Here is an 11,582-nt window from a genome sequence, read left to right as displayed (position 1 = left end):
GCTCTCGGATTTACTTGCTGTCTTTCGTCACCAGCACCACATCCGTCTTCACCGTGGCGGGCAGCTGGTTCTGCGGCGTCTTGGCGGCCAGGGCCTTCTGTGCCAGCTCGATGCCGAACACGGCCTGCTTGGCGGCGTACTGGTCGGCGGTGGCCAACACGCGGCCGTCGGCCAGCATGGGCTTGATGGCGCCGATGTTGTCGTAGCCCACCACCTGCACCTTGCCGGTCTTGCCGGCGGCCTTCACGGCCGCCACGGCGCCCAGGGCCATGCTGTCGTTGCCGGCCAGCAGGGCCACGAGGTCAGGGTGCTCGCGCATCATGCCGGCGGCCACGGTGTTGCCTTTTTCGATCTCCCAGTTGCCGGACTGCACGCCCACCACGGTGATGTTGGCAGCCTTCATGGCGTCCTGGTAGCCCAGGGTGCGCTGCTGCGCATTGAAGGTGGTGGACACGCCTTCGATGATGCCGACCTTGTCGCCGGCCTTCAGCGTCTTGGCCAGGTGGTCGCCCACCAGCTTGGCGCCTGCGCGGTTGTCCGGGCCCACAAACGGCACGGTGATGTTCTTTTCCTTCAGCGCATCGGCATCGAGCTGGTTGTCGATGTTGACCACGAGAATGCCCTTGTCGATGGCCGTCTTGACCACGGGCACCAGCGCCTTGGAGTCGGCGGGGGCCAGCACGATGGCACTGACCTTTTGCGCCACGGCCTGCTCGATCATCTTGATCTGGGCTGCCGTGTCGGTCTCGTTCTTGATGCCGTTGGCCACCAGCGTGTATTCCTTGGCATGGGCCTTCTGGTGCGCCTTGGCGCCGTCTTCCATGGTGCGGAAGAACTCGTTGGCCAGCGACTTCATGATGAGCGCGATCTTCGGCTTGTCCTGCGCAAACGCAGGGCTGGCCAGCAGGCTGCCCACAACGGCGAGGGCGGCGGCGGTCTGAACGGAACGGCGGGTGAACTGCATGGGTTTTGTCTCCAGGTTGGAATGTGGACGAAGGCGACCGACAGCGTCGAGGGGAATCCCCAGCAGACCTCCTCAAAAGGAGTGACCGCCGATGCCCCGGTGCCTTGTCGCGAACTGGATGATATCGAAAGCAAACGTTTGCGCAAACGTTTGCTAATCAGTAAAAACCCGAAGATACGGACATGGGAGCACCGGGTGCCGGAGGATGGCGTCCATGGTTTGCACCCAAGAAAAAGGGCGCCGAAGCGCCCTGGGGGAGGTGGCAGGGGCTGCGTTTGGCGCGCTGCCCTTAAAACGGCGTCAAGCCTTGCGCAGCTCCCTGCGCAAAATCTTGCCCACGTTGCTCTTGGGCAGCTCGTCGCGGAACTCGATGTACTTGGGGCGCTTGTAGCCGGTGAGGTTCTGGTGGCAGTAGTTGGCCACTTCGTCCTCCGTCAGGGCCGGGTCGTTCTTGATGATGAACACCTTGATGGCCTCGCCCTGCTTTTCGTCGGGCACGCCGATGGCCGCGCATTCGACCACACCGGGGCACAGGCTGATGACCTGCTCCAGCTCGTTGGGGAACACGTTGAAGCCACTCACCAGGATCATGTCCTTCTTGCGGTCGATGATGCGGGTGTAGCCCTGCGGGTCCATGATGCCGATGTCGCCCGTGCGCATGAAGCCGTCGGGCGTGAAGGCCTTGGCGTTTTCTTCGGGCTGGTTGTAGTAGCCCACCATCACGTTGGGGCCGCGGATGCAGATCTCGCCCGACTCGCCCTGGGGCAGGCTGTTGCCTTCGTCGTCCTTGATGGCGATGTCGATGCCCGGCAAGGGCAGGCCGATGTTGCCGCTGAAGGTGGTGCTGATCACCGGGTTGTTGGTGCCGATGGCGCAGGTCTCGCTCATGCCCCAGCCTTCGATCATGGTGCTGCCGGTCACCTTTTGCCATTGCTTGGCCGTGCCCTCGCTGGCCGCCATGCCCCCGGCCTGCGACACGCACAGGTGCGAGAAGTCCAGCGTCTTGAACTGTGGGTTTTGCAGCAGCGCGTTGAACAGCGTGTTCACGGCGGGCAGCATGTGGAAGGGGCGCTTCTTCAGTTCGGCAATGAACTTGGGAATGTCACGTGGGTTGGGGATCAGCGTGAGGCTGGAGCCCTGGCGGATGGCCAGCAGGCACAGCGTGAGCGCGAAGATGTGGTACAGCGGCAGTGCGGCAATGCTGTTGGCCTTGGAGAGGTCGCCCACCTTGGACAGCGCGGGCGTGAACCACGCCTCGGCCTGCAGCGTGGCGGCCACGATGTTGCGGTGGGTGAGCACCGCGCCCTTCGACAGGCCCGTGGTGCCGCCCGTGTACTGCAGGAAGGCAATCGAATCCAGCGTGGCCTGGCTGGGCGCGAGCGACTTGTGCTCGCCCAGCGACAGTGCCTTCTTGAAGGTGACGACCTTGCGGCCGTTCGACAGGGGTAGGTCGTAGGCAGGCACCATCTTGGCCAGGTGGCGCACGGCGAAGGTGATCCATTTGCCAAACCAGAAGCCCAGCAGGTCGCCCATGGAGGCCATCACCACATGCTTGACGGCCGTGTGGTCAATGACCTCAGCCAGCGTGTGGGCAAAGTTCTCCAGGATCACGATGGCGGTGGCGCCCGAGTCCTTGAGCTGGTGCTCCAGCTCGCGCGCGGTGTACAGCGGGTTCACGTTCACGCAGGTGTAGCCTGCGCGCAGCACTGCGGCCATGGTCACGCCAAACTGCGGGATGTTGGGCAGCATGATGGCCACGCGCGCACCCGGCTCCAGCCCCAGGCTCTGCAGATAGGCCCCCAGCGCGGCCGAGCGGCGCTCCAGCTCGCCATAGGTCATCCACTGGTCCATGCAGACCGAGAACGGACTGGATGCGTGTTTGCGGAACGACTCTTCCAGCAGGTGGGCCACAGAGCGGTATTGCTCGGGCTTCACGTCGTGTGGGACGCCCGGGGGGTAGCTCTTGAGCCAGATCTTTTCCATGCGCTTGTTTCCTTGTGCTCGCCAAATGCCATTGATAGGTGGGCACAGATTGTGGAAGGCGGGCGCGTTGCGGGCTATCGGGCTTGTCCTAGTGTGTGGGCGAGCTGGGTCCCGCAGGTGACAGGATCGGCATCGAACAATTGGTCCATCAGCGCCCGCTCGCGTTGCTCGATGGTGGCCAGGAATTGCTCCACCCCACCGCGCTGGCGAGCGAGCTGGCCGAAGGTGTCAAACCCCGCCTCCAGAAATTTCTGCAGCGCGCCCATGCCGGCCGCGTTGGCCGGGCCCCGCATCATGCGCAGCATCATCCGCAGGCCCGGCGTGCGGGTCAGGCGCGCCAGGTCGGTGCCCATGGCCAGCACGCGCTGCAACTGCTCTTGCCGCGCATGGCGCTGGCCCACAGTGCGCCAGGCGGCGGTGTAGCGGTCTGCAACGTTGGCCGCATCGGCTTCGTGCAGCAACCATGCACGGCCCATGTCCTGGTCCAGTCCCTCTGTCTGTGCGTGCAGCACCGCCAGGGCCACGGCGGTGGTCACGACCGGTTGAGGGAACATGGTCTGCAGCGTGCCGGCGATGCGGCCAAACTGCAGATCGCGGTCGGTGTAGTCGGTGTCGCTGTACAGCTCTTCCAGAAAGAACTGCGCTGCGGGTCCGAACGCGGGCGAGTCCACCAGGTCCGCATAGGTGCCCCGAAAGCGCCGCGCCTGCAGGCTTTTGACGCTGCCCACCGCGGCCCCCAGCGCCGGGTCGCCCGTGCGGTGCAGGCGCAGGGCGGTCACGTCGGCGATGCAGTCGCGGATGGTCTGGGCGGCATCCATGGGGCGGGGTCCTTTCGGCGTTCTGCGGGGTGCGGTGTCGGGCTGTGGTGAGACCGCACAATGCGGCTGGTCGATTACAACATTTGCCCATCACCACCATGATCGCGCGCTGGCAACGAATCCTGCTCCTGTTCATCCTGCTGACCATGGCCGCCTGGCTGCTGTGGCAGTGGCCCCATTCACCGTTGCGTGCTGTGCTGTGGGCACTGGTGCCGCTCAGCATGTACCTGGTGGTGATGGCGGTGGAGTTTGTGCTGATGCACATCACCAACCGCACCGACGCTGCACCCCGCGCCCGCCTGTCGCAGGTTGTGGGTGCTTGGTGGGCCGAGGTGTGGGTGGCGTTGATGGTGTTTTGCTGGCGCCAGCCGTTTCGCCACGCTTCCGTGCCCGACTGGCTGCCTGCGCAGCCGACGGGAAAGCGCGGCGTGGTGCTGGTGCATGGCTTCATGTGCAACCGGGGCTTGTGGCTGCCGTGGTTTGCGCCATTGCAAGCACAGGGGCATGCCTATGTAGCGGTCAATCTGGAGCCGGTGATGGGCTCGATTGACGAGTACGCCGACATCATCGAAGACGCCGTGCGCCAAGTGACGGCGGCCACGGGCCAGGCGCCGGTGTTGTTGTGCCACAGCATGGGGGGCTTGGCGGTGCGGGCGTGGCTGCGGGCGCACCAAGCCGACGGCCGAGTGCACCGTGTGTTGACGCTGGGCACGCCGCATGGCGGCACGTGGCTGGGGCGTTTCAGCCGCGCGGTGAACGGGCGGCAGATGAGCTTGGCGGGGGATTGGGTGGTGGCCTTGCAGCGGGCGGAGCCTGCGGGGCGGGCAGCGCTGTTTAGCTGCTGGTATTCGAACTGCGACAACATCGTGTTTCCGGCGACCACGGCGGCGTTGGTGGGGGCGGACAACCGGTTGGTGGAAGGGGTTGCGCATGTGCAGATGGCGTTTGACCCTGGGGTGATGACGGCTTGTCTGGAAGAGATAAGTCGAGGGTGATTTTTTGAAGTTTTTTGCTACTAGCGCCCGTATGCAAAGCGCTGATAGCTATTGATTTTGTAGTGTGTTTTCGATGGCTGCGTCGGGCGTGAGCTGCACATCGGACTGCATGCTTGGTTGAGGGCGGAGGCCGGAGTCGCCCGGCGTGCGAGTAACTTTCTTTTGCTTCGCCAAAAGAAAGTCACCAAAGAAAAGGCGACCCCCAGTCTGCGACCCCTTCGCTGTGCGAAGGGGCAAACCTGCGGCGGGGCGGTTGCGGGGTGCGCCGTGGAACTCACTGCGCTGCGATGCGGCTTCGTTCAGACATCCACGGCGGGTCAGAGCACGAAGCACGCGCGCTCCGACGCGCGTGCCGCCCCGCCGCCGGCGCAGCCAGCAGGGGTTGGGAGCCAAACAGCCGGACAGCCATTCGGGCCATTGCTACGCTCGGCCGCGCCTGCGCAGCGCGAAACGCTTGCGCCCGCGAGGTGGGGCCGAGCGCAGCGATGGCCTGTGTGGATGTTCTGCTCCCTTTGCCCCTCTGGATGCGCCGAGGAGCGCAGGGTTTGGCGGATCAGGGCTCGCGTGTGTCTGAGCGACGCGCAGCGGCGCGAGTTGAGCGAGACCCCGCCAAACCCGAGCACCGCAGGTTGCCCCGTAGCGAAGCGCAGGGGACGCATACAGTGGGGTCGCCCTTTCTTTGGTTCCTTTCTTTCGGCGACGCGAAAGAAAGGGACTCGCCTGCCGGGCGACTCCCGGCCCCCGCCCTCAACCCAGGCACAGAGACCGATTCATCCACAAGGCCCAACAATCCCAGCCCAGCATTGCTGGATGCAGGAGAGTTGCTATTGAAAGCGTAGCTGCTAAGGCATGATTCACTAGCGCTAGCAGCCGTTTTCTTCAAAAAATCAAGCTGCCACAGCCTCCCGCTCATCCGCGGCAAACTCCGGCAACCCACGCAGCCGCTCATAGATCGGCGCAAAGTCCGCCGCCGTCATCTCAAACAGCTGCTCAAAACTGTCGATCACAAAATACGTCTGCTGGTACGTATCGATCTTGTAGCGCGTGCGCATCGTGCGCTCCAACTGCAGCGGAATGCGCTGCGGCTCCGGGCTCTGCACCGAATACGCCAGTTCGCCCGACGAACTCAGGATGCCAGCGCCATAGGCCCGCAACTGCCCCGCTTCGCGGATCAGCCCGAACTCGATCGTGTACCAGTACAAGCGGCTCAGCATCTCGCACGACCCCAGCCCTTGCGCCTTCAGCCCGCCCTGGCCGTAGCGCTGCACATAGTCGGCAAACACCGGGTTGAACAGCAGCGGCACATGCCCGAACAGGTCATGAAAAATGTCGGGCTCGACGATGTATTCGAACTCCTCGGGCTTGCGGATCCAGTCCGTCACCGGGAACTTGCGGTTGGCCAGCAGGGTGAAAAAGGGCACCTCGGGGATCAGCCCCGGCACGCCCACCAGCTCCCAGCCGGTCGCTTTGTAGAGGCGCTCATTCACCGCTTCAAAACGCGGGATGCGGTCGCTCGCGCCCAGTGAGGGCAGGGCGTCGATGAACGCCTGGCTCGCCAGACCAGGCAGCAGGGCGCGCTGGCGCTCGTACAGACGGCGGTAGGTGTCGTGGTCGGCGGCGGTGTAGGCCGCGTAATCCTGCGGGCAGGTGTAGTCGGCACTGGCGCGGCTGTAGTCGCCACGGGGAGGGCGCTCGCTGGCGCCGTAGACGACGGGTTCGACGGCCATGGTGAGGGCCCCCGCTCAGGCGTTCTTGGTGCCAAGCACCCCGCGCTGGATCTGGTCGCGCTCCAGCGACTCGAACAGCGCCTTGAAGTTGCCTTCGCCAAAGCCGTCGCGGTAGTCGCCCTCGCGCTGGATGAACTCGAAGAACACCGGGCCCAGCATGGGCGTGGAGAAGATCTGCAGCAGCAGGCGGGGCGTGCCGTCGGCCGTGGTGCCGTCCAGCAAGATGCCGCGCGACTGCAGCTCGGGCACCGGCTGGCCGTGGCCGGGCAGGCGGGTGTCCAGCATCTCGTAGTACACCTCGTTGGGCGCGGTGGCCAGCTGCACGCCGGCCATGCCCAGCTTGTCCACTACGTCCAGCAGGTTGTCGCAGATCAGCGCGATGTGCTGGATGCCTTCGCCGTTGAACTGCATCAAAAATTCTTCGATCTGGCCGCCGCCCTGTTTGGATTCTTCATTCAGCGGGATGCGGATCTTGCCGTCGGGCGCAGTCATGGCCTTGGACGTCAGGCCCGTGTATTCGCCCTGGATGTCGAAGTAGCGGATTTCGCGGAAGTTGAACAGCTTCTCGTAGAAGTTGGCCCAGAAGCCCATGCGGCCCCGGTACACGTTGTGCGTGAGGTGATCGATGAGGTTCAGGCCGTGGCCCACGGGGCGGCGGTCCACGCCTTCGATGAATTCAAAGTCGATGTCGTAGATGGACTTGCCGTCTTCAAACCGGTCGATCAGATACAGCGGCGCACCGCCAATGCCCTTGATGGCGGGCAGGCGCAGTTCCATGGGGCCGGTGGGGATCTCGATGGGCTGGGCGCCCAGCTCCAGTGCGCGGTTGTAGGCCTTGTGGGCATCCTTCACGCGGAAGGCGAGGCCACAGGCCGATGGGCCGTGCTCGGCGCCAAAGTAGGCGGCCTGGCTGTGGGGCTCGCGGTTCAGGATGAAGTTGATGCCGTTCTGGCGGTACAGCACCACATCCTTGGAGCGGTGCTTGGCCACCAGGGTGAAGCCGAGCTTTTCAAACACCGCCTCCAGCACGCCGGGCTGGGGCGAGGTGAATTCGACGAACTCGAAGCCCATCAGGCCCATGGGGTTGTCCCAGGCGTCGAGCTGGGCGGTGGTTTGTTGCGGCAAGGCGGCGTTCATGGGGTGTCTCCGGCATTCGTTGATGAATGTCATGAACTGTAGGCGTGCCTTGCCTCATGTTTCTGGCGAAATCAAGAGGCTTGGTCGCTTGATTTGCAGGAATCTTGTGAATGGTCAAAATTTGGCGCAGTCTGGCGGCGCGCTGAGGCTGGATTGCTGCCCGGGGCTGCGTCGGCCCCAGCAGAGCTACGACCCCGAGGTGCCCGCGTTGAGCTGGCGCAGCGCCAGGGCGGCGTCGATGCGTTGTTGCTCCTCGGGCGAGAAGAGCTGCTGGCGCAATTGCTGCAGGCTGGGGCCCTCGCCCTGCTGGGCGCGGGCTTGGCTGTACTGGTCGAGGCGCTGGTTCCAGTGCTGCTCGTCCCGGTCCAGCTGTGCCATGGCCTGGGCGGCAGCCGGGCCGTATTGCGCGCTGCGTGCGCCGTAGCGGGTGCGTTCGTCGGCGTTGCTGGCGTTGAACGCGGCGGTCTGCGCGGCGGCGGCCATGTGTGCGGTGGCGGCACTGCGTTCGGCGCGGCGTTCTGTGGAGAGCTCGTTGTCAGCAGCTTGCAGCGCCTGCGCGCGCTGCTCCGGGCTGAGCTGGGGGTTGCGCGCAATCTCCAGGCGCGCCAGGGTGTAGCGATCCAGTTCTGCCTCGCGGGCGAACAGGGCATCGTATTCGGCGTCGTCAAAGAACTGCAGGCGCACCTTGTGGCGTGCCTCCAGCGCATCGCGCAGTGCGCGTGGGTCGGTCAGGTCCTGCGGCGCGCGCAAGCTGCCCAGGGCCACGCGGTAGTCCACATAGCGCTCCGCCAGTGCCAGCGCACGCGTGGCCAGGGCGGCGGGGAAATGCTGGTTCACCAAGGCGGCCAGACGCTGCTTGAGTGCGGCTGGGTCGCTGGCGTCGCCCGCTTCCATCAACAGGGCTTCCAGGATGTCACGCAGGCCGTGCACCAGCAGCGGGTCGGCCGGGCCGTCGGTGGTGATGGCGCGGCGGCGTGCAAAAAAACTTTGGTCCGCGCCCTGTTCTGGAGAGGGTTGTGTCTCGGCACCGGCGGAGGCGGTGGCCGCCCCCGCCGGTGATGGGTGTGTATCCCCCGCGCCCAACCCGGCAGGGCCCACCAGCCACCACACCACAGCGGCCGTGGTGAGGGCCAGGACTGCGGCGGTAACCGCCCAGGTGCGCGAGGGCTGGGCCATGGCTTACAGGCCTTGTTGCTTGAGGCGGTTGGCGTGCTGGCGGTACAGCGTCACCGGGTCGGTGGAGAACCAGTCGCGCAGGCCCAGCAGCTGGTTGACTTCGTCGAGGTGGTTCTGGCGGTAGTCGCCCAGGTGTTTGCCCAGGCGCGACGAGCAGGCCGACACCAGGCCGTCGTTGGCTTCGCCAAAGGTCAGGCTCAGGGTGGCCAGCAGGGCGTCGCTGGCGTCGAGTACGTTGGTCAGGGGCAGGGTGCCGGTCCAGGAGTAGTAGCGCACGCCGTTCACCAGCTCGGCGCCGCTGCCGCAGCCGGACGTGGGCACACCTTGCGGAAAGCGGCTGTTGAACTTGGCCGAGCCTGCCGTGGTCAGCGAGTCCAGCGCCGCCGTGGGCATCTGGGGCAGGCCGGTGCCGCCCGATGTCAGGTTGATCAGGCCCACCAGCGCCTTGGCGGCGGCACTGGCCACGGCTTCAGACACCGAGCCTGCAGGCGCCACACCGCGCAGGATGTCGGCCACGCGCGAACCCCGGTTCACGCCGCCAATCGAGGTGACCGATGCCACCAGCTGCGGCGCCACGCCCGCCACATAGCGGGTGGTGGGGCCACCGTGCGAATGGCCCACCAGGTTCACCTTGGGGGCCCCGGTCAGCGCCAGGATGGTCTTGACCTGTGCCAGCAATTGCTCGCCGCGCACCTCGGTGCTGTTGGCGGCCGAGACCTGGGCGACGTAGACCTTGGCGCCGCCCTGGCGCAGTGCGTCGGGGATGCCGTAGAAGTAGTCGATCCCAAGGGCCGAGTCAAAGCCGAACAGGCCGTGCACCAGCACGATGGGATAGCGCGTCTGGGCGTAGCCCGTTTGTGCCTGTGCGCCCACGCCCAGCAGCAGCAACCCCGCCGTTGCTGCCAGCACCAGTCGCCGCAAAAAGCGGCTGAAAAATCCGGTCATGTGTTTGTCTCCGTTGGTATGGTTTCTTATGCTCGCAAAAACGAACGACCGTTCTTTTTTGCGAGATCAATTTTTGTATTCAGCCCATGGAGTCACTATCGGGACATACCCGTGTGTGCGGCGCACCATGCAGAAATTACGCAGTTGTTCGTAAAATCCTGCGTCATGAAAGCCTTTGACGCACTCGACAAGCTGGACCGCGCCATCCTGCGCCGCCTGCAGGACAACGGCCGCGAGACGTACGACGTCATCGGTGAACAGGTGGGCCTGTCGCCCAGTGCCGTGCTGCGCCGCGTCAAGCGGCTGGAAGACAGCGGCGTGATCCACCGCTATGTGGCGCTGGTGCAGCCCGAAGCCGTGGGGCTGGGTCTCACGGCGTACCTGAATGTGCGGCTCGAAAAACACACCGAAAGCCACAAGCGCAACCCCATGGACCTGTTTCGCGCCAGTGTGCAGACCTGGCCCGAAGTGGTGGAGTGCGCATCGCTCACCGGCGAAATGGACTACCTGCTGCGCGTGGTGGTGGCCGACATGGCGCACTACAGCCGCTTCATCATGGACACATTGCTCAAGCACCCCAGCGTGCAGGACTGCAAGACCAGTTTTGTGCTCGACCGCGTGAAGGCGACCACGGCCGTGCCGGTGTAATCCGGCGCTGGCCTTCACTCGTTGACAGAGCCTGTGCACGTCACGGGCGTGACTCTCTGTGGCGTCTGTTGATGTGGCGGAGGTTGCTGTAACGCGGTCCGCGCTTTACGCTCTGGCGTGTGCAAAGAAGGGTTGGCGAAGACAGGAGTGCAGCCACCCCAGCCGTCGCGTCTGCGACCCGTGCAGAGGAGATTCTGATCATGAATGCTCTGAAATTGATAGCTGTCGAGGCATGATCTTCTGGCGCTTGTGGCTGATTTTTTCGCATTTTGAGTAGGATCACTATTTTGTTGCAACGCAGCAATTTGGACTGGAAAAAATGAGGGAAAACCCTTATATTTGGCGACATGTTCGCAACCAAAGACTGGCTCAAGGCATCCTGGTACGCAGGCCGGGACCTGCTGCGCCCGGTAACCGGCGGCTCTTCTGCCTCTGACATTCACATCCACCAGCAGGAGACGCCCGTGATGGTTCCTATCCGCTCCCTGGGCCCCTCCTACCGGGAGCGGATCACCCAGCACCTGCTGCAGCTGGAGCCTGCAGACCGCTACCTGCGGTTTGGCTATGCCGCCAACGACGAACAGATCCGCCGTTACGCCGAGCAGCTCAATTTCGAGCGCGACGAGATCTTTGGCATCTACAACCGCCGCCTTGAACTCATCGCCATGGCCCACTTGGCATTTTCGGAAAACCCCGAGCACAAGCCCTGCGCAGAGTTTGGTGTGTCCGTGCTCAAGCAGGCACGGGGCCGTGGCTTTGGCGCCCGCCTGTTCGAGCGCGCCGTGATGCATGCGCGCAATGAGGGCGTGAACATGGTGTTCATCCATGCGCTGTCCGAAAACACTGCCATGCTCAAGATCGCGCGCAACGCCGGTGCCACCCTGCGCCGCGACGGGTCCGAGTCCGAGGCCTACCTGCAGATCCCACCCGCCAGCCTCGACACGCGCATGACCGAGATGGTCGAGCAACAGTTCGCCGAGGTGGACTACCAGCTCAAAAAGCAGGCCAAGCAGTTCTGGGACTTTCTGGCCAATGTGCAGGAAGTGCGCAGTGGAGTGCAACACGCGCGCCACCAGTCGGCCGAGTGAGCCGCTGCGGTCGAATCCGGCTCTGACGCCAGCGGTGGCCGGTTGTCACGGCAATCCGCTATCCTAGGGGCCTGATTCACTACCGCACGTCCTGCACTCCA

The 11,582-nt window shown here is 64.5% G+C and carries 10 protein-coding genes; 3 read left to right on the top strand and 7 right to left on the bottom strand.

The genetic code is table 11. The features are described 5' to 3' along the window. Positions 1-10 precede the first annotated feature (10 nt). From AC1Q64_RS10465 to AC1Q64_RS10455, 3 genes are all read right to left on the bottom strand, one after another. Positions 11-964 carry a sugar ABC transporter substrate-binding protein gene (locus AC1Q64_RS10465; protein WP_099731324.1) on the bottom strand — a complete coding sequence of 318 codons (954 nt, stop codon included), beginning with the start codon at positions 962-964 and terminating at the stop codon, positions 11-13. Between the two features lie 300 nt (positions 965-1,264). Then, the gene (locus tag AC1Q64_RS10460) at positions 1,265-2,947 is read right to left on the bottom strand and encodes an AMP-binding protein (protein ID WP_492251275.1); all 1,683 of its coding nucleotides are present in this window, start codon (positions 2,945-2,947) and stop codon (positions 1,265-1,267) included. A gap of 74 nt (positions 2,948-3,021) precedes the next feature. After that, positions 3,022-3,765: an FFLEELY motif protein gene (locus AC1Q64_RS10455; RefSeq protein WP_492251274.1), complete on the bottom strand. Its 744-nt coding sequence runs from the start codon at positions 3,763-3,765 to the stop codon at positions 3,022-3,024. A gap of 98 nt (positions 3,766-3,863) precedes the next feature. On the opposite strand from AC1Q64_RS10455, the gene AC1Q64_RS10450 reads away from it, so the two are divergent. Further along, complete coding sequence (locus AC1Q64_RS10450) at positions 3,864-4,760, top strand: esterase/lipase family protein (protein WP_492251273.1); 897 nt, start codon at positions 3,864-3,866, stop codon at positions 4,758-4,760. A gap of 887 nt (positions 4,761-5,647) precedes the next feature. Here AC1Q64_RS10450 and phhA read toward each other — a convergent pair. From phhA to AC1Q64_RS10430, 4 genes are all read right to left on the bottom strand, one after another. Continuing rightward, positions 5,648-6,487 carry a phenylalanine 4-monooxygenase gene (phhA, locus tag AC1Q64_RS10445; RefSeq protein ID WP_492251272.1) on the bottom strand — a complete coding sequence of 280 codons (840 nt, stop codon included), beginning with the start codon at positions 6,485-6,487 and terminating at the stop codon, positions 5,648-5,650. A 15-nt stretch (positions 6,488-6,502) separates the two neighbouring features. Further along, a complete protein-coding gene (hppD, locus tag AC1Q64_RS10440; RefSeq protein ID WP_291439113.1) occupies positions 6,503-7,624 on the bottom strand; it encodes a 4-hydroxyphenylpyruvate dioxygenase in 1,122 nt (373 codons plus the stop codon). 186 nt (positions 7,625-7,810) lie between these two features. Next, positions 7,811-8,800 carry a lipase secretion chaperone gene (locus tag AC1Q64_RS10435; protein ID WP_492251271.1) on the bottom strand — a complete coding sequence of 330 codons (990 nt, stop codon included), beginning with the start codon at positions 8,798-8,800 and terminating at the stop codon, positions 7,811-7,813. Between the two features lie 3 nt (positions 8,801-8,803). Beyond that, positions 8,804-9,745 carry an esterase/lipase family protein gene (locus AC1Q64_RS10430; protein WP_291439118.1) on the bottom strand — a complete coding sequence of 314 codons (942 nt, stop codon included), beginning with the start codon at positions 9,743-9,745 and terminating at the stop codon, positions 8,804-8,806. A 165-nt stretch (positions 9,746-9,910) separates the two neighbouring features. Between AC1Q64_RS10430 and AC1Q64_RS10425 the strand changes: the two genes are divergently transcribed. After that, positions 9,911-10,393 carry an Lrp/AsnC family transcriptional regulator gene (locus tag AC1Q64_RS10425; RefSeq protein ID WP_015012403.1) on the top strand — a complete coding sequence of 161 codons (483 nt, stop codon included), beginning with the start codon at positions 9,911-9,913 and terminating at the stop codon, positions 10,391-10,393. A 347-nt stretch (positions 10,394-10,740) separates the two neighbouring features. After that, positions 10,741-11,481: a GNAT family N-acetyltransferase gene (locus tag AC1Q64_RS10420; protein WP_492251270.1), complete on the top strand. Its 741-nt coding sequence runs from the start codon at positions 10,741-10,743 to the stop codon at positions 11,479-11,481. The last annotated feature ends 101 nt before the right edge of the window (positions 11,482-11,582 follow it).

The organism is Acidovorax sp. GW835-FHT14G06 (assembly GCF_058793595.1).
Note: the sequence above shows the minus strand (reverse complement) of the source record. Positions and strands in the feature narration are given on the sequence as shown.

Bases quoted from the DNA above. Each gene is read 5' to 3' on its own strand.
- AC1Q64_RS10450 (WP_492251273.1), top strand. From the start codon at position 3,864: ATGATCGCGCGCTGGCAACGAATCCTGCTCCTGTTCATCCTGCTGACC.
- AC1Q64_RS10465 (WP_099731324.1), bottom strand. From the start codon at position 964: ATGCAGTTCACCCGCCGTTCCGTTCAGACCGCCGCCGCCCTCGCCGTT.
- AC1Q64_RS10435 (WP_492251271.1), bottom strand. From the start codon at position 8,800: ATGGCCCAGCCCTCGCGCACCTGGGCGGTTACCGCCGCAGTCCTGGCC.
- AC1Q64_RS10420 (WP_492251270.1), top strand. From the start codon at position 10,741: ATGTTCGCAACCAAAGACTGGCTCAAGGCATCCTGGTACGCAGGCCGG.
- AC1Q64_RS10425 (WP_015012403.1), top strand. From the start codon at position 9,911: ATGAAAGCCTTTGACGCACTCGACAAGCTGGACCGCGCCATCCTGCGC.
- AC1Q64_RS10460 (WP_492251275.1), bottom strand. From the start codon at position 2,947: ATGGAAAAGATCTGGCTCAAGAGCTACCCCCCGGGCGTCCCACACGAC.
- phhA (WP_492251272.1), bottom strand. From the start codon at position 6,487: ATGGCCGTCGAACCCGTCGTCTACGGCGCCAGCGAGCGCCCTCCCCGT.
- AC1Q64_RS10430 (WP_291439118.1), bottom strand. From the start codon at position 9,745: ATGACCGGATTTTTCAGCCGCTTTTTGCGGCGACTGGTGCTGGCAGCA.
- hppD (WP_291439113.1), bottom strand. From the start codon at position 7,624: ATGAACGCCGCCTTGCCGCAACAAACCACCGCCCAGCTCGACGCCTGG.
- AC1Q64_RS10455 (WP_492251274.1), bottom strand. From the start codon at position 3,765: ATGGATGCCGCCCAGACCATCCGCGACTGCATCGCCGACGTGACCGCC.